The organism is Flavobacterium sp. WC2409 (assembly GCF_041200085.1).
Taxonomy (GTDB): domain Bacteria; phylum Bacteroidota; class Bacteroidia; order Flavobacteriales; family Flavobacteriaceae; genus Flavobacterium.
Window position 1 is genome coordinate 2,388,162 of record NZ_CP165625.1, and the last position, 18,957, is coordinate 2,407,118.

The 18,957-nt window shown below is 33.0% G+C and carries 11 protein-coding genes; 1 reads left to right on the forward strand and 10 read right to left on the reverse strand.

What is annotated here, in order from left to right; all coding sequences use genetic code 11:
* Positions 1 to 69 precede the first annotated feature (69 nt).
* The 7 genes from secDF to AB3G34_RS10270 all read right to left on the reverse strand — a co-directional run bounded on the left by secDF (position 70) and on the right by AB3G34_RS10270 (position 12,284).
* The gene (secDF, locus tag AB3G34_RS10240) at positions 70 to 3,042 is read right to left on the reverse strand and encodes a protein translocase subunit SecDF (RefSeq protein ID WP_367754647.1); all 2,973 of its coding nucleotides are present in this window, start codon (positions 3,040 to 3,042) and stop codon (positions 70 to 72) included.
* A gap of 225 nt (positions 3,043 to 3,267) precedes the next feature.
* A complete protein-coding gene (gene mdh, locus AB3G34_RS10245; protein WP_367754649.1) occupies positions 3,268 to 4,203 on the reverse strand; it encodes a malate dehydrogenase in 936 nt (311 codons plus the stop codon).
* Positions 4,204 to 4,270: 67 nt separating this feature from the next.
* Positions 4,271 to 6,214 (reverse strand): DNA topoisomerase (ATP-hydrolyzing) subunit B, encoded by a 1,944-nt coding sequence (gene gyrB / locus AB3G34_RS10250; protein WP_367771520.1) that lies wholly within the window; start codon positions 6,212 to 6,214, stop codon positions 4,271 to 4,273.
* 180 nt (positions 6,215 to 6,394) lie between these two features.
* Positions 6,395 to 8,011 (reverse strand): asparagine synthase B, encoded by a 1,617-nt coding sequence (gene asnB / locus AB3G34_RS10255; protein WP_367771523.1) that lies wholly within the window; start codon positions 8,009 to 8,011, stop codon positions 6,395 to 6,397.
* A 195-nt stretch (positions 8,012 to 8,206) separates the two neighbouring features.
* Positions 8,207 to 9,832: an amidohydrolase gene (locus AB3G34_RS10260; protein ID WP_367771526.1), complete on the reverse strand. Its 1,626-nt coding sequence runs from the start codon at positions 9,830 to 9,832 to the stop codon at positions 8,207 to 8,209.
* 137 nt (positions 9,833 to 9,969) lie between these two features.
* Entirely contained in the window at positions 9,970 to 11,646 is a 1,677-nt protein-coding gene (gene asnB, locus AB3G34_RS10265; RefSeq protein ID WP_367771529.1) for an asparagine synthase B, read from the reverse strand.
* Between the two features lie 188 nt (positions 11,647 to 11,834).
* Positions 11,835 to 12,284, reverse strand: a complete 450-nt coding sequence (locus AB3G34_RS10270) for a hypothetical protein (RefSeq protein WP_369752378.1) — start codon at positions 12,282 to 12,284, stop codon at positions 11,835 to 11,837.
* A gap of 215 nt (positions 12,285 to 12,499) precedes the next feature.
* Between AB3G34_RS10270 and AB3G34_RS10275 the strand changes: the two genes are divergently transcribed.
* Positions 12,500 to 13,045, forward strand: coding sequence for a DUF2911 domain-containing protein (locus AB3G34_RS10275; protein ID WP_369752379.1), 546 nt, complete (start codon positions 12,500 to 12,502; stop codon positions 13,043 to 13,045).
* 73 nt (positions 13,046 to 13,118) lie between these two features.
* On the opposite strand, the gene AB3G34_RS10280 is transcribed toward AB3G34_RS10275, so the two are convergent.
* The 3 genes from AB3G34_RS10280 to AB3G34_RS10290 form a co-directional block, all read right to left on the reverse strand.
* A complete protein-coding gene (locus AB3G34_RS10280; protein WP_369752380.1) occupies positions 13,119 to 14,873 on the reverse strand; it encodes a TonB-dependent receptor in 1,755 nt (584 codons plus the stop codon).
* Between the two features lie 94 nt (positions 14,874 to 14,967).
* Positions 14,968 to 15,834 carry a PhzF family phenazine biosynthesis protein gene (locus tag AB3G34_RS10285; protein WP_367771537.1) on the reverse strand — a complete coding sequence of 289 codons (867 nt, stop codon included), beginning with the start codon at positions 15,832 to 15,834 and terminating at the stop codon, positions 14,968 to 14,970.
* Between the two features lie 56 nt (positions 15,835 to 15,890).
* Complete coding sequence (locus AB3G34_RS10290; protein ID WP_369752381.1) at positions 15,891 to 18,905, reverse strand: tetratricopeptide repeat protein; 3,015 nt, start codon at positions 18,903 to 18,905, stop codon at positions 15,891 to 15,893.
* Between the last annotated feature and the right edge of the window lie 52 nt (positions 18,906 to 18,957).

Below are 18,957 nucleotides of genomic sequence, written 5' to 3' on the forward strand. Positions count from 1 at the left end.
AATTTATTAAGACAAAAAAAAAGACCCAATTTTTCAATTGGGTCTTTAAAAATATTTAAAAAAGTTATACTAACTTTCTTGATGTTGTTTTTCAATTAATTTTTTATCTTCTCTAGATATGGTGTCAACCAATACTGGTGTTGCAATAAATAAAGACGAATAAGTACCTACAACGATACCAACTAACATAGCAAATATAAATCCTCTAATAGATTCTCCTCCAAAGATGAACATGATTAATAATACACCAATCATAGTCAATGAAGTATTAATAGTTCTTGACATAGTAGAGTTAATCGATTTATTTACAATTTCACCAAAAGTTCCTTTTGTTTTACCATCCAAGAATTCACGAACTCTATCAAATACAATTACAGTATCATTCATAGAATATCCAATAACTGTTAATATCGCAGCTATAAAGTGTTGGTCAATTTCCATTCCAAAAGGCATGAACTTATAGCATAATGAATAAATTCCTAATACAAAAATAACATCATGCGCAACAGCAGCAATAGCACCTAAACCATATTGCCATTTTCTAAAACTTATTAATAAGTATAAAAATACAATTAACATAGCTCCAATAACAGCCCAATACGCATTCGTTTTAATATCTTCTGCAACTGTAGGTCCTACTTTAGAAGCTTGTACAATACCAAATTTCTTTCCATCATAAGCATTTACAAATTTCTCATAAGTCAATCCAGCAGCATAGTATTCTTTTAAATTATCGAATAATAACTTATTAACTTCTTCATCCGCTTTTGTACCGTGCTCCTGTACTTTATATTTAGTTGTAATTTTTAACTGGTTGTCATTACCAAAAACTTTCACTTCGGCACTACCATCAAAAACTTTTGCCAATTGTGCTTTTACAACTTCCGTTTCAACTGGTTTTTCAAAACGCACTTGAAAAGTTCTTCCTCCAACAAAATCTACTCCTTGATCCAAACCATTTGTAAATAAAGAGACAAAACTAACTACTACAACAATTGCAGAGAACAAATACGTCCATTTTTTTATTTTTAAGAAATCAAAATGGAAATTAGTAAAGAAATTTTTAGAAAAATTTGTTACGAATGACAAATCATTTTTACCAAGAATATTTTTATCAATAAAAATCCTAGCTATAAAAATAGAGGTAAACAATGAAGTAATAATACCAATTAATAATGTAGTTGCGAAACCTTTAATTGGACCCGAACCAAATATAAAAAGAACTGTTCCAATCAAAATGTGAGTAACATTCGCATCAACAATAGAACGCATTGCTCCTGTCCAACTATAAGAAGCCACAACAGCTTCACTCAAAGATTTTCCTTCTCTTAATTCTTCTTTAGCTCGCTCGTATATGATAATATTCGCATCAACTGCCGTACCCATTGTCAATACAATACCAGCAATACCTGGCAAAGTCAATACAGCACCTAAACTTGCTAAAATTCCAAATAAGAATAGTAAGTTAACTGCCAAAGCAATATTTGCATACCAACCTGCTTTACCATAATAAACCAACATCCATAGAGAAACTAAAAGTAACCCTACAAGTGCTGAGTTAGTTCCGTTGTCAATAGCTTCTTGACCTAAAGAGGGTCCTACTACATCTGACTGAACAATATCAGCAGAAGCTGGAAGCTTACCAGCTCTCAAAACATTTGCTAAATCTTTAGTTTCAGTTACATCAAATGATCCTGAAATTTCAGATCTACCACCAGAAATTGGTCCGCTAGAAACACCTGGAGCAGAATATACAATATTATCAAGAACGATTGCTATATTACTTTTTTGAGTATAAGCTCTTCCTGTTAATTCTTCCCAAGCTTTAGCACCTTGTCCGTCCATTTGCATAGAAACCGAAGGCTTTCCTGATTGATCAAATGAATCTTTAGCATCAGTAACAACACCACCACTCATTGCAGGAATATTATCTCTATTTCCTTTTAAAGCATATAATTCAACAGCTTCAACATCTTTTGCTTTAGCATCTTTGATCGTTGTCAATTTACCCCAAACAAATTTAGCGTAACGTTGATCAGCAGCTAATAATACTCTTATATCAGCTCTTTTTAAATATCCATTTACTGTAGCTGTATCTTTTGGAGAGAAAAGACCTAAAACTGGACCTCCACCTTGACCAATTATTTTATCCAATAAAGGATTATTTCCTTTTTTAGTAGAAGCAGAATCTTTACCATCCGTTAATAAAGCACTCAAAGAATCTTTAACAACTGCTTTTGTCTCTACCTTTGAAACTTCAGTATTTTTTAATGACTCATTTGCAGCCATTAAAAAACTTCCCATTTCATCAATCTTATACGTTTCCCAAAACTCTAATTGAGCAGTACTTTGTAATAACTTTTTTATTCTATCTACATCTTTAGCTCCAGGAAGTTCAACAAGAATTCTTCCAGTCTCTCCTAATTTTTGAATATTAGGTTGAGTTACTCCAAATTTATCAATACGTTTTCTCAATACTCCAAAAGCACTTTCTACAGATTCATCAATTTTTCTTTTGATTACTTTTTGTACTTGTGCATCTGTCATTTGATAATCTACACCACCTTCACCTTGCAAACTTCTGTTAGCAAAAATATCCGGCGAAGCTAATTTTACAGTTCCTTTAGAATTTGCTTCAAAAGCATCAAAAAACTTATCTGTAAAAGATTTATTTCCTTCAACATCTGCAGTAGCGTCAGCTAATGACTTATTGAAAACTGGGTTTTTAGAATTATTAGATAATCCTTTCAATATATCTTTAACTGAAATTTGAAGAATCACGTTGATTCCTCCTTCTAAGTCAAGACCTTTATTGATTTGCTTGTCACTTACTTCATTAAAAGTAAAGTTGGTAAAACCTAAGTTAAATACACTTTCCTTACCAATAGAATCTAAATATTTTACTTCTTTTTCAGAGTTTCCATTTGCAAAAGATTTTGCATCACTTTTTACTTTGCTTGCAACAAAAGTGAAAGAAAGTTGGTAAATACTTACCAATGCAAATAGAATTGCGAAAAATTTAATAAGTCCTTTATTCTGCATTATTACTAAAAATTAATTATTTTATATTTATTTATTTTTGCTTTAACCCCTATAAGACAAGTCTTGAACATTTTTTTGATCTTAAAATAGAAACCCAATAATTATGATATTTATTTTAAACCGAGCAAATATATAATTAAGGTTAAGATTAACCAATTTATTTATTGATTAATCTCAAAAAAAAGACTGCATAAGTGCAGTCTTCTCTATTATATGACTAAAATATTAAGCTAAAATTGTTTTTAAGGCATCATTCATCTGTCTAACAGCATCTGCACTTTTTGCAAACAATGCTTTTTCGGCATCATTCAATTCAATTTCAAGAATTTCTTCTACTCCGTTTTTCCCAATAATACAAGGTACTCCGATGCAAATATCATTTTGACCGTACTCTCCTTCAACAAATACAGAGCAAGCAATCATTTTCTTTTGATCGTTTAATATACTATCTACTAAAAAAGCAACTGATGCTCCAGGAGCATACCACGCTGATGTACCCAAAAGACCTGTAAGTGTTGCTCCACCAACCATAGTACTTGCAGCTACTTTTTGCAAAGCCTCTTCTGAAAGAAATTGAGAAACAGGTATACCATTATAAGAAGCCAAACGAGTCAATGGAATCATCGTCGTATCTCCATGTCCTCCTATAACCATTGCTGAAATATCATTTGCTGGTTTACCTAAAGCCATAGACAAATAAGTTCTAAAACGAGAACTATCTAATGCTCCACCCATACCAATTATTCTATTTTTAGGCAATCCAGTTGATTTTAATGCTAAATATGTCATAGTATCCATTGGATTAGAAACAACTACAATAACTGCTTCTGGAGAAAATTCAAGTACATTTTCGGCAACTGTCTTAACAATTCCCGCATTAATTCCTATTAATTCTTCACGAGTCATTCCTGGTTTTCTAGGAATTCCAGAAGTAATAACTACTACATCACTATTAGCAGTTTTAGAGTAATCATTAGTAACACCAGATACCTTAGTATTAAAACCCGTATTGGTAGCACACTGCATAATATCCAACGCTTTTCCTTCAGCAAATCCTTCTTTAATATCTAATAACACTACTTCACTTGCAATTCCTCTATAAGAAATCACATCCGCACAAGTAGCACCTACATTCCCTGCCCCTACAATAGTAACTTTCATATTTTATGGTTTATCGGTTGTTTGTTAATTTTATTTTAATCTAAAACAATACTAATTGTTTTTATGGTTATGCATCAATATTTGCATACACTGCATTTTTCTCTATAAACTCTCTTCTTGGTGGTACTTCATCACCCATCAACATAGAGAAAACTCTATCTGCCTCAGCTAAACTATCGATGTTCACTTGACGCAATGTTCTAAAACTTGGATCCATTGTCGTTTCCCACAATTGTTCCGCATTCATCTCTCCAAGACCTTTATAACGCTGAATTCCTGCGCTTCCACCCATTCTTTCATTGGCTTGATCACGTTGTAAGTCATTCCAAGCATATTCTTTCTTATTCCCTTTTTTAACTAAATACAAAGGTGGAGCAGCAATATAAACATGTCCTTCTTCAATTAGTTCTTTCATAAAACGGAAGAAAAATGTTAAGATTAAAGTAGAGATATGACTACCATCGACATCGGCATCACACATAATAATTACTTTATGGTAACGTAGTTTTGAAATATTCAAAGCTTTACTGTCTTCTTCTGTACCAATTGTGACTCCAAGAGCCGTAAAAATATTTCGAATCTCTTCGTTTTCAAATACTTTATGATGCATTGCTTTTTCTACGTTCAAAATCTTACCACGCAATGGCAAAATCGCTTGAAAAGCACGATCACGTCCTTGTTTAGCCGTTCCTCCTGCCGAATCTCCCTCGACAAGATATACTTCACATTTAGCTGGATCTTGTTCTGAACAATCAGACAATTTTCCTGGCAATCCACCACCACCCATTACGGTTTTGCGTTGTACCATTTCACGCGCTTTTTTAGCTGCATGACGCGCTTGTGCTGCAAGAATAACTTTTTGAACAATGATTCGAGCATCATTTGGATTTTCTTCCAAATAATTTTCAATCATTTCACTCACCGCTTGACTTACCGGCGAAACTACTTCCCTGTTTCCAAGCTTCGTTTTAGTTTGCCCTTCAAATTGTGGCTCTGCTACTTTTACTGATATAATTGCTGTTAATCCTTCACGGAAATCATCCCCTGAAATATCAAACTTCAATTTATCTAACATTCCAGAAGCATCTGCATATTTCTTTAATGATCTCGTAAGACCCGTTCTAAAACCTTGCAGGTGTGTTCCTCCTTCGTGTGTATTAATATTATTTACATATGAAAAAATATTCTCTGTATAACTGGTATTGTAAATTAACGCAACCTCAACAGGAATCTCTCCTTTTTCGTGATCCATAGAGATTACATGAGCAATAATTGGCTCACGATTCCCATCTAAATAACGAATGTATTCTTTTAGACCTTCATCGGAATGAAAAATTTCACAAACAAAATTTCCGTCTTTATCTTTTTCTCTCTTATCGGTAAATGTAATTGTAATTCCTTTATTCAAATACGACAATTCGCGCATACGTGCCGAAAGTGTATCATACGAATACTCAATTGTTTGAGTAAAAATACTTGGATCCGGATAAAAAGTTACAATAGTTCCTCTTTTTGTCGTTTCTCCAATTTGTTTCACTGGATAAAGCGCTTTTCCTTTTTCATATTCTTGCTCATAAACCTTTCCATCACTGCTATGAACCGTAGCTCTTAAGTGATTTGAAAGTGCATTTACAACAGAAACCCCAACACCGTGAAGTCCTCCAGAAACTTTATAAGAATCTTTATCAAATTTACCTCCGGCACCAATTTTAGTCATTACAACCTCCAATGCCGAAACCCCTTCTTTTTTATGAATTCCTACTGGAATACCACGTCCATTATCTTCAACAGAAATTGAACCATCTTCATTAATATCTACTCTTATGGTGTCGCAATGACCTCCCATAGCCTCATCGATAGAGTTATCGACTACTTCATAAACTAAATGATGTAATCCTCGAACACCTACATCCCCAATATACATTGATGGTCGCATTCTTACGTGCTCCATACCTTCTAACGCCTGAATACTATCTGCTGAATAATTGTCCTTCTTGATTTCTTCGCTCATATATTTTATTCTAAAAAAAATGTACTATTTGTCTAACACGCAAATATATAAAAACACAAACTATATAACCGTTAAAATCATGTTTTAAGCGGTTAAGTTATTAACATAATGTTGATTTTTTAACATAAAAAAACGCTCTCAAAACTGAGAACGTCTTTATTTTCATGAAAAGTTGTTTTATCAAACAATAATTCTTGTTTTTGCAATTTCTATATCTGCTTTTACGTGAGCCGCATTTGCTCTTCCGCTTGGATCTTCATTTTCCTGCCATTTTGGAATCCATTTTCTCACTGTTTGAGCAGCACTTTGTTGTGGGAAATATTTATGAAAAATAGACCTGTAAAAATACGCTTCTTTTGTTGTTGGAGCATTATATTGAAACTCTGTAGCAGCTCCAGCTAATTGCTCATCAGTCACTTGTAAAGAACAATAACTTATCAATTCATCAATCCAATTGTAACCCACCCCGTCTGAAAACTGTTCTTTTTGCCTCCATAAAACATCATCTGGAAGATAAGGATCATCTGGTGTATCAAATGCTTTTCTTAAAATATATTTTTCTTTACCATCATATGTTTTAGGCATTTTTTCTTCTGCTTTTACTCGAATAGCAACATCTAAAAATGCTTTATCCAGGTAAGGAACTCTAGTTTCTAATCCATGTGCCATTGTCGATTTATCCGCTCTTAATAAATCGGCAGTAAATAATTTCTGAACTCTTTCGATTGTTTCTTTTTGAAAATCTTCGGCTGACGGCGCATTTCTAAAATACAAATACCCTCCAAAAATCTCATCAGCACCTTCTCCTGAAAGTACCACTTTTACACCTAAATCCGTAATAGCCTTCGACAAGAAATACATTGGAGTACTCGCTCTGATCGAAGTTAGATCATAGGTTTCTAAATTCCATATTAATTTCTCTAACACTTCCAAGCCTTCCTCTACAGTGAAGTAAATTTCATGATGTTCAGTCCCTAAAAAAGCAGCTACTTTTCTTGCAGCAACGGTATCTGGTGCATTAACATCTAAACCTATAGAAAACGAATGCAGTTTTTTTCCGCTTTCCGCCAATAATCTTGAAGCAATTGCTGAAGTTAATGAGGAATCCAAACCGCCTGACAGCAATACCCCAATAGGCACATCACTCATTAAACGCTTGCGGGTTGCTTCTGTCAAAGATTCTCTTATTGCAATCAAATCTAAATTCTGATCTGCATTTAAATAATCTTCATATTCTGGTTGATAGTACTTTACAAAACCTGTTTTTCCTGTATAATAATGTCCCGGAGGAAATGTTGCAAATGTTTTACATTGATCTGAGATAGATTTCATTTCAGATGAAAAATAAATTCTTCCCCTTTCATCTAATCCATAATATAACGGTTTTACACCCATAGGATCTCTACCAGCGATATAGTCATCTCCGTCAACAATTACAAATGCCCAGTCTCCATCAAGCATATTACAAAAGTCATAACCAAACTCTTCATACAAATGAACAATTACTTCCGAGTCGGATTTAGTTCTAAAAGTATGATTTTTCAAAATACCATCTCTCAATTCTTGATGATTGTATATCTCTCCGTTATGGATCATATACGCTGATTTAGTTCCTTGTATAGGCTGTTTCCCTGAATGTAGGTCAATTATAGACAAACGTTCATGACTTAAAATATGTCCTTTTTCAGTAACATGCAAATCGCTTTCGTCAGGGCCACGATGTGACATTCTTTTAGAAAGTTCCATAACAAGTTTCTCCTCTTTACCTTTCCCTATAATGGCTAATATTCCGCACATAAATCTATTTATTAATATTTTAATTCACCTTAATAAAACAAAGATGTACCATCAGTTACAAATACAAAAGACAATACTAGTATTTAATTATAAAAAATTACAAAAAAAGTAGATTTACATCAAATATGTAATACAAAAGCATGCAAAATCGATCATTATGTTATCTACTCTCAACCTCTTTTTACAAACTGCATTTTATTTTACTTTAACCCCTTTTATATACGTCCTAGATGCTTTCATCTCCAGAATTTCGCTATCAATAATCTTCATAATATCTCTATCAAAAATAACAAAATCTGCCCATTTCCCAACTTCTAGACTTCCTTTTTCTTTTTCTTCAAAATTAGAGTAAGCAGCCCAAATCGTCATTCCTTTCAAAGTCTCTTCTCTAGTCAATGCATTTTCCATTTGAAAACCTCCTTTTGGATATCCCTTACTGTCTTTTCTTGCTACCGCTGCATGAAAAGTCAACATGGGGTTTACCTCTTCAACCGGAAAATCAGTACCTAATGCAATAACTCCCGCTTTGTCCAATAATTTTTTATAAGCATATGCATTCTTTAATCGGTCTTTTCCTAAACGATCTCCTGCCCAATACATATCTGAAGTTGCATGTGTGGGTTGTACCGAAGGAATAATTCCCGTCTTGAAATAATCAAAATCTTGTTCTCTCAAAACTTGAGCATGTTCTATCTTCCATCTGCGATCTTTCTTACCTGTTAATGCTTCTTTATAGATTTTCAGCAAAACTGTATTTGCCGAATCACCTATAGCATGCGAATTCAATTGAAAGTCTGAATTAGCTATTTGTTGCGCAACTGATTTCAACTGAGTTATCGACGAAAGCAATGCTCCAAACTGCTTCGGCATATCCGAATATGCTTTGTGTAAACAAGCACCACGAGATCCCAAAGCACCATCACCGTACATTTTAAAAGAACGAACATCTAAATTATCTGTTTTGTATATTCCTTTTTTCAAATACAAATCAATGTTTTTTTGATTAGCGGTAACCATAGCATAAACATTTAATTTCATCGCTTTTGCCTTTTGCAAGCTATCCATTAAATTGATAATATCTGGATCTAAACCCGCATCATTTACTGTAGTTAATCCATAATCAAACATTACCTTTTCAGCATCTAGTAAAGCAGCAATTTGAGTTTTACGACTTGGTTTTGGAATTATATTAAAAACCAACTCCATCGGATTATCAATTAAAATCCCTGTAGGCTCACCGTCTTTAATTTCAATTTGACCACCCACCGCTTTTGTATGTTTTGTAATTCCAGCCAATGCCAAAACTTTACTATTTACAATTATTGCATGACCATCTACTCTATTCAGTACCACAGGCGTATCAGGGAAATATTTATCTAAAATAGCTTTGGAAGGAAATTCTTTTACACTCCAATCGTTTTGGTCCCATCCATTTCCAACAATGAAATTTGATTTTTTTTCTTTTTGAAAAGCTTGAATGCGCTGTATCACCTCTATCATACTTTTTGTCCCACGTAAATCAACTTCTTGCAGACTTAGTCCAAAACCATAAAAATGACAATGCGCATCGATTAAACCTGGATAAATAAATTTACCTTTTGCATCTACATTTTTATCTGATTGAAAATTATTTTGTATTTGAGCATTCGAACCTATTCCAACAATTTTACCATTCTTGATTGCCATAGCTTGAGCAGTGTCAAAAGCTTTGTCAACTTTATAAATAGTTGCGTCTGTAACAATCAAATCAACCGAAGTCTTCATGTTTTTTAAACAAGAACTAAGGGAAAACAATATAAGGATGACAACAAAACGTCTCATGGTGTGTATTTTAGATTGGCTAATATAAAAAAGAAGACTTATATAAAAAAATGCTCTTAAATTATTTTCTAAAATGGCTAAATAAAAAATGCTCCCAAAATTTGGGAGCATTTTTTAATCAATAAATAATTTTAAAATTATGCTTTTACATAAGAATCAGTATGAACATTAGCCACTGCTCTTCCAGAAGGATCGTTCATGTTTTTGAATGCTTCATCCCACTCTAATGCAATTTTTGTACTACAAGCTACGCTTGCTTCTTGTGGTACACATAAAGCGGCTGCATCACTTGGAAAATGTTCTGTAAAAATAGAACGGTAGTAATATTCCTCTTTTGATGTTGGAGTTTGTAATGGAAACTTATATTTAGCATTTGCTAATTGTTCATCAGAAACTTCAACAGCTACTACTTCTTTTAACTTATCAATCCAACCGTATCCAACACCATCACTAAACTGTTCTTTTTGTCTCCAAGCTACACTTGGTGGCAACATCTCTTCAAATGCTTTACGTACTACCCATTTCTCCATTGGGTGTTCTTTGTTAATCATTTTATCTTGTGGGTTGATTCGCATTGCCACATCCATAAACTCTTTGTCTAAGAATGGCACACGCCCTTCAATTCCCCAAGCTGCTAAACTTTTGTTTGCTCTTAAACAATCGTACATGTGTAGTTTTCCTAATTTACGTACGTTTTCTTCATGAAATTCCTGTGCGTTTGGTGCTTTATGGAAGTATAAATACCCTCCAAACAACTCATCAGCACCTTCACCTGACAATACCATTTTGATCCCCATTGATTTAATCACTCTTGCCATTAACCACATTGGTGTCGATGCTCTAATCGTAGTTACATCATACGTTTCTAAGTTGTAAATTACATCTTTAACAGCATCTAAACCTTCTTGAATAGTAAACTTAATTTCATGATGAATGGTTCCAATATGATCTGCCACTATTTGAGCAGCTGCTAAATCTGGAGAACCCTCTAGTCCTACAGAGAAAGAATGCAATTGTGGGTACCAAGCATCAGCAGTATCTCCTGATTCTATACGTTTTTGAGCATATTTTTTAGCTACAGCCGAAGTAATCGATGAATCTAATCCTCCAGAAAGTAATACTCCGTAAGGCACATCACTCATTAATTGTCTGTGAACCGCAGCTTCAAGCGCTACTTTGATATCTTGAATGTTTGTTTCATTGTCTTTTACAGCATCATATTCTGTCCAGTCTCTTTTATACCATTGCACAAATTCACCATCTTTACTTGTCATATAATGTCCTGGAGGAAACAATTGTATTTTTGTGCAATATCCTTCTAAAGCTTTCAATTCAGAAGCCACATAAAACGTCCCATGTTGGTCCCAACCAATATATAATGGAATAATCCCCATATGGTCACGAGCTACAAAATACTCATCTTTATCTACATCATAAATTGCAAATCCAAAAATCCCGTTCATTTCATCTATAAAATGAGGCCCTTTTTCTTTGTAAAGTGCTAGAATAACTTCACAGTCACTTTCTGTTTGAAAGTTATATTTCCCTTCAAATTGTTTGCGTAATGCTCTATGGTTATAGATTTCTCCATTGGCAGCCAAAACTAATTTACCATCTTCACTAAACAATGGTTGTTTTCCTGAAGCTGGATCCACAATCGCCAAACGCTCATGAGACATAATCGCTTTTTCATTGCTATAAATTCCACTCCAGTCCGGTCCACGGTGACGAATAATTTTAGACATTTCTAATACTTGCGGTCTTAAAACTTCTGCTTTTTGTTTTAGATCAAAGGCACATACGATTCCACACATAACACTATATTTTTATAATTTTTTTGATTTTATTTTTTTTGATGAAGCAAAGATGCAATAACAGTTACATTTGAAAAACACTAACAGCAATTATAGTTATAAATTAAAACTTAAATCGATGTTTTAAATTAAATTAGTAATCAAAAGCTATTAAAAATCGTTAGCAAGTTAAAAATCATAATTTATCATTATGAAATAGCTTCTATCAAATACTTTGTAGTGTTAATCTCAAACCCAAACCCTACTTTATTCCCCATTAGTTTACTTCCCAATGGTGATTGAGGTGACAAAGCAATTACATTAACTCCTTCAATAGTAATTTTTGGCAGTGCTAAACTGAGATACAAATAAATCCCATTGGCTTTAACTAAGCTACCCACAATAATAGTTTCAGCGGTTTTAGTCGAATCAATTTTATCCAGTACTGCTTTTTGAGTAAGCACTTCCTTCAATTTAGTATTGAGTTTTTCTTGTTCGATGTGCATCATGGACAGCGCTGTTTCATGTTTATCCCCAGCAGATCCTTTGGCATCATTCTTAGAATCTTCAGTAAGTGCCGTTATCATATCTCTAAAAACATCCATTCTATCTTGAACCAATTGTAAGTAGTACTGATGTATTTTTTGTTTAAATGTCATGTTTCTTTTTAAATTTATAATAGATAGAGCACTAATTGAAATATCACTGAGTTCGCTACTTCATGCGACCAAAGTTAACGTATTATTCCAAAATTGCGCCATATTTTCCAAACTCCAACTCATTTATTTACTAAATTTTAACATGAATTTTTAACTTTATAAAAAGACAATTGATAATTTTAACATTCTAATCATATAACTTTATAATACATACTATGAAAAAATCGACACTTGTAGCTACAGTAGCCTTTGCTTTTACATTGCTTTTATCTTCGAATGCAAATGCTCAAAAATTTCCCGACCTAGATAAAAGTCCGATGGACGTCGCCTCATTCCCTACTGATTATAAAAATCCTGCCAAAATTGCTAAAGTAACCTACAGCAGACCTCAACTAAAAGGACGTAGTTTAGACGAACTAGCTCCAAACGGAAAAGTATGGAGAACTGGTGCTAATGAAGCTACAGAAATTACTTTTTTTAAGGATGTAACTCTAGGAAGCACTAAAATTAAAGCGGGTACTTATACATTATATACCATTCCTGAAAAAGACAAGTACACTGTTATTATCAACAAAGACTTAAATGTTTGGGGAGCTTATTTTTATAAAGAAGAAAATGATGTAGCGAGACTAACCGTTCCTGTAACCGAAGGAAAAGAATCACTTGAATCACTTTCTATGGTTTTTACCAAAACGGATAAGGGAATTGAATTGAATATGGGTTGGGACAAAGTGAGAATTGCTATTCCTTTCTCAGAATAATAATTTATTAAACCTAAAAAAATAGGCTTCCTTATCAGGAAGCCTATTTTATTTGTCTTAGAAATTAAATCGATTAAAAATCAAATTTATAATTAGCTCCAACTACGATTTGAAAACCTTGAACAGGATAATTCAACCATTTTTGATACGACTGATTCGTAATATTATTAGCTCTTATAAACCCAGTTAATTGCTCATTGTATTTATAACCTACATGTGCATTAACATCAAAATAACTATCTAAAGTTATTGGAGTAGAATCCACCGTGAAATTAGTATTGAATTTCATGTCCTTACGTTCCCCAACATAGAAAACAGTAGCACCTGCAAACCATTGTGGTGTAATATTAAAATCAATATTTGAATTTAATTTCAGTTCTGGCAAATTCCATGCTTCTTGCTGAAAATCATTCGTATAACTATTATACGTTCCGCTGATACCAAAAGTAACATTTTCTGAAAAATTAGCTTTTAAATCACCCGTAAAACTCAATGTTCTCATGTCATCATAAACCACCTGCATTGAATTCCCAAAAGCATAATTTTCATTGGAAGCATTTTCATTGTAATCATTGCTTCTAAACAACGCTTTATTTCTTTCGTTCACATATGACCCTTTAATGTTATAACTCACATTATTTGTAATTTTCCCTTTTAATCCAGCAAAAATATCATATTGTTTGTCTGTAGGCGCAATATTTAAAGTAGGAGATAAAAATGAGTTTTGATTCACAAAATCCATATAAGAATTTTGCTCTAAATTTCCTTCGGCTCCTGCATAAAAAATCATTAAGTCTCCAACCACTTTATAAGAAGCGTTGATTTGAGGATAGACAAAAAACTTATTATTACTATGCTCATTGTCTAAGCTATAAAATAAAGAAGCACCCAGATTCAAAGTCCAATCGTTCTCTTGCATTACAAAAGTAGGTGAAATACCAAAGTTAGTGAAACCGTATTTTATAACTTGTGAATTGGTGTTTTGGTAATTCTTATCAAAACTTCCACCCACATAATCCACAATTATATTTGTTTTTATCGCTTCGTCCATTATATTGAACTTCAACGAAGGTTTAACATAAAAACGATTTTCAGCAGAACCAAAAGTATCTGTAAAATGATTGAATTTCAAACTTGCATTGTCTAGAATTCCTTCATTAAAATCAATTTTTGAACCTAACGAAAAGGTATTGTAAACATGTTGCGGATTTATACCATCAATTAACATTGCTCTATCTGAAGAAGAAAGTCTACTACCAAACTCTGTTGGCAATCCATACCAATTATAAATTTGGTTTTGGTATCCTAAATCAACATTCCATGACATATCGCTATAATTAGCACCATAAGTCAAATCAATAGCAGAATCATAATAACGGTCATCTAATTCTACTCCACTAATTCCACCTTGAGATGAAAGATGGCGAAACATTCCGCCTACATAATCATTACTCCCTAACTCTTGATTAACAAACAACTCGGCATTCAGCGTTCTATAATTCCCAAATCCTAATGTTGCATAATTATTATATAAATGCGCTTGCTTTGTTTTGTCAACGCCTTCTGCTTTTCCTTTTGAAGGAGTAAAAGTAGAAGCTACTGGGAAAGAAAAAATAGAGTACTTAATTGTTTCTTTTTTAGCATTACCTTCATCATCCAGCACTGGAGTTTCTTGTACTTTGAAAGCATCCGAAATAGTTGGAGTATATGGCTTCACTACATTTACTACTTCAGATCCTATGTTGTCCTCTTTTTTTTGAGCAAACGAAAACTGAAAAGCTACTAAAAGTAGTACAATTGTAATTTTATTTTGGAAATTCAATTTCATATTTTTTTGTTTTATTATAAAAAAGGCGATTAAAAGTTATTTACCCTCTCCTGCATTTTATACATTATCTTTTTTTACTACTATTTTTATTTTTTTAATCTACTTCCCATTCACCTTGTGCTACAAACTGAGTTTCTCCACCGATATTAATGTCAAAAAGAGGCTCTTCTCGTTTTCCTTCAAAATATATTTGAGAACTTCTATTGATATATTCTCCCTGGTTATTCACCATATTTATTTCATCTGCATGGTATTTCAATAAAAAAGCTTGCAAACAAGTACTAGCACTTCCTGTCGCTGCATCTTCTATAAGCTGATTATTTTCAATACACAACATTCTACTGGTTAGCACTTCATTTTCTAAACTAAAAAAATACAAAGCCCTATGTTCCGTTTTACATTTTGCTTTAAGCCACTCGGCTGTTTTATCTTTATCCAATTCAACTGCTTTTAATGTCTCTCTATTTTTTAGAGGCACCATGACAAAAGCACTTCCAGTAGTTACTTCTTGAATTTCAAAACGAGTATCAAAATCAGTTACACTTAAATTACTAAATGAAGCAAAATCTTCCTTCATTAAAACATCTAGAAAATCAGGCTGTGCGGCTTTCAACCAAACTAAATCCGGAGTTTGCCTAACCGGAATTTCTCCTATTGGAACATTTAATTTAATCCCCTTAGGATGGTGTTTGAATACTTTATTCATCAAAACCCATGAAGTTCCTATTATTGGATGCCCAGCAAATTGCATTTCATGCGCTGGAGTAAAAATTCTAATTGTTGCTTTATTATTCTCAGGTGCTATAGCAGTTACAAATGTACTTTCGGCAAAATTAATTTCGCGTGCCACTTGCTGCATTTGATCAGTCGTTAAATCAGTCGCATTTAAAAAAACTGCCAGTTGATTTCCCGCATATTTTTTTTTGGTAAATACATCTACAATATAAAAAGGAATCGTCATTTTTTAATAATTTTAAATTCACAACAACGGCATCATCACAGTTGTTTTAAATATTCCTAATTGGTTATTGATGAATTTGTTTTAGACTCTTCGGCTTTAATTCTATCTAATTCATTTTGCGCCTCAGCAACTACATCTGAAAAATCAGTGAAATTTTTAATCACATTTTCTAAAATATAAGTCGCTTGAAAACTATCTTTTAGTCCATAAAAGTTTTTCGCCATTAGAATCAATCCTTTCGATCCATAAAATCTATAACTAGAATAGTTTTTTGCTAATTTTTGAATCGTCACATTTGAAGCTTCATATTTTGAATCTTTATTTTTAAAATAGGCATCATAATATAATGCTTCAGCGGCTAGTTCTCCTTTAGCAATGGTCAGCACTTTTGCATATCCCGCTCTCGCTTTAGCTTCATCACCTGTTTGCATTGCTGAACGAGCAATAATAATTTGCGCATCCGAACGAACATTATCATCTGTTTTAGGATTATTTAATACTTTATCCGCATAAATAACAGAATTTCCATAGTCCTTTTTATCGTAATAACACTTCATCAAATTTGATTGAGCAAATACTTTGTTTTGAGGAAAATCCGATTCGTTTTCTAAACGAACTAAAACTGGAATTGCTTTATCTTTTTGATTGTTATCTAACAACACTTGGGATAATCTAGCCAAAGACTGTTCCGTAAATTCACTTCTAGGTTCACTAATTACATATTGATAATTAGCCACTGACTTGTCTTTTTGTCCTTCAGAGAAATAGGCTTGCGCCAAATAAAAATTAGCTTGAAGTGAATGAATTCCTCTTGGAAAACTAGAAATATAAGCACTAAATCCAGAAATGGCCTGCTTATTATTATTTTGCTCAAATTGTTTCAAAGCTGACTCATACGAGTCATTATCCAAATCCGCATCAGTAACCGCCACAAAGTCTAAGGTTCTCACCCAAGTAGCATACTCATTAACTCTTCCACCATCAACATATATCAATCTAGCAGTTGAAACGGCTTCAAGTGCTTCGGGAGTTTTAGGAAAATCAGCCGCTACTTTTTTAAATTTTGTTAAAGCTAGTTCACTTTTATCCGAATTATAGTAAATCAGTCCTTGACGCAATATTGATTTGGCAGTATAGCTTCCGTTTTTGTACTCCCCAATTAATCGATCAAATGTTTTTAAAGCCAAATCTTGTTTGTTTGCCGCTACATAAGTATTAGCCAATTCATACATGGCATCATCACGGTAACTTGATTTTGGATACATTTGTAAGAACGAATTTAATTCTTCAATTTTCGTGTCATTTTTGGATACAAAACCATAACAAATTGCTTTTTGATAATAAGCATAATCTGCATCAACACCTTTTAATTCAATTACTTTATTGTACGCTTCCATTGCTGGCCAATATTTAGAACTAACAAATCGGCAATCACCTAAACGCAAATAAGAATCATTCAATCTCACTTTATCGTCTTTTACTTTATCAATTTGATTTTGAAAATAGGTAGCCGCTTGATCGTACTCTTTCAATTTAAAATAAGTATAAGCAATATTATAATTGCTGTTTTTATATTCTGATGCCGAAGACGCACGAGGCCCATTTACAAACTGCTTATAACTCAACAAAGCATTATTGTAATCATCTTGAATGTACTCCGTTTCCGCTTTCCAAAAAGTAGCTCTGGCCGTAAAATCTGCATCAATTTGACCGTCTATTGATTTCTTAAACATCTTGGCCGCTTCTTGATAATTTCTGTCTGCATAAAGCTCTAAACCTCTATAGAAAGTCACTTTTTGATACGCCAATTTATTTTCTGGCCCTCTATTTTTTTCTAATAAAACCAAGGCTTCTTTGTAGTTTTTAGAAGAAATATAAGAATCGATTAACAGTTTTTCGACTACTGGACGACTTGCATTGTTTGGGTATTTTTTTATAAAATCCAGTAAAACCTGAGGAACAGTTTGATATGAATTCCCTATTTCATAACTCAATTTCGCATAATTCAAACTAGCGTCTTCTTGGATAGAAGCATCAAATGTCATTTCGGAAGCATTTTTAAACGCATTCAACGCTTGTTGTTTTTGATCTAAATTTAAATAGCTTTGCCCTAAATGGTAGTAGGCATTTTGCGCTACAAAATCTTTACCATTTATGATTTTATTGAATTGAGAAATCGCATTTTCAAAATCATTTTGCTTGTAATACGCGTATCCCAATTGGTAAAAATCAGTATTGTTCCATCTTCCTTTTTTACCTTTATAATCCGCTAAATAAGGGATGGCTTTATCATATTGTTTTAAATTAAAATAACTTTCTCCAATGATTTTATTTAATTCAGACTTTTCCAATGCGTTCGACTTTGACATTGCCTTTTGTCCTAAATCAATTGCTTTTTGAAAATTTCCTAATTTAAAATTCATATCGGCCTGATAGTACGACAGTTTTTCTTTGTACTTTTCTTCGCCTGAAACCGCATCAAAATATTTGGTCGCCTCTTTATAATCATCTCCTTCATAGGCTATAAAACCCAAGTAGTATTTAGCTTGAGAACCATATTCAGCTGAATTTACCACTTTATTAAAATAAGTGGTAGCCTCTTTTTTATTTTTAGAATTAAAAAAAGCATACCCTTTTTGGAAATTAAATTTATCGCGCTCTTTATATGTTAATTGGCTCTCATCTACTTTTTCAAACCATTTTAGGGCTTGAGGATAATTTCCTTGTTCAAAATAATAATGCGCTACTTCTATAAAAGCTTGATTGCTCTTAGCACTTGTTGGATAGTCTTCAACAAATTTCTCCATCAAAACATCCGCATTCGCTTGATTCAAACGAATAGCACAAGATGCATCATAATAAGAACAATCTGATTTGATTTCTTCATTTGTAGTTTCCAAGTTTACTTTTTCAAAAATAATTTGGGCTGAAGCAAATTGATTGTCATTAAATAAGGAAATTGCCTTATTAAAATCTTTTAATTCATGGGTATATATTATTGATTTTTGAGCAGAAACAGTAAAAGTGCCAACAAAAATCATTAAAAGAAAAAGCCAAGAGAGTTTACGCATTTTGTTTGTTTTTTTTTGATATTCAAAAGTATTATAACTAACGGGTATAACG

Bases quoted from the DNA above. Each gene is read 5' to 3' on its own strand.
- AB3G34_RS10290 (WP_369752381.1), bottom strand. From the start codon at position 18,905: ATGCGTAAACTCTCTTGGCTTTTTCTTTTAATGATTTTTGTTGGCACT.
- AB3G34_RS10270 (WP_369752378.1), bottom strand. From the start codon at position 12,284: ATGACATTTAAACAAAAAATACATCAGTACTACTTACAATTGGTTCAA.
- asnB (WP_367771523.1), bottom strand. From the start codon at position 8,011: ATGTGCGGAATATTAGCCATTATAGGGAAAGGTAAAGAGGAGAAACTT.
- asnB (WP_367771529.1), bottom strand. From the start codon at position 11,646: ATGTGTGGAATCGTATGTGCCTTTGATCTAAAACAAAAAGCAGAAGTT.
- AB3G34_RS10260 (WP_367771526.1), bottom strand. From the start codon at position 9,832: ATGAGACGTTTTGTTGTCATCCTTATATTGTTTTCCCTTAGTTCTTGT.
- secDF (WP_367754647.1), bottom strand. From the start codon at position 3,042: ATGCAGAATAAAGGACTTATTAAATTTTTCGCAATTCTATTTGCATTG.
- AB3G34_RS10280 (WP_369752380.1), bottom strand. From the start codon at position 14,873: ATGAAATTGAATTTCCAAAATAAAATTACAATTGTACTACTTTTAGTA.
- AB3G34_RS10275 (WP_369752379.1), top strand. From the start codon at position 12,500: ATGAAAAAATCGACACTTGTAGCTACAGTAGCCTTTGCTTTTACATTG.
- AB3G34_RS10285 (WP_367771537.1), bottom strand. From the start codon at position 15,834: ATGACGATTCCTTTTTATATTGTAGATGTATTTACCAAAAAAAAATAT.
- mdh (WP_367754649.1), bottom strand. From the start codon at position 4,203: ATGAAAGTTACTATTGTAGGGGCAGGGAATGTAGGTGCTACTTGTGCG.
- gyrB (WP_367771520.1), bottom strand. From the start codon at position 6,214: ATGAGCGAAGAAATCAAGAAGGACAATTATTCAGCAGATAGTATTCAG.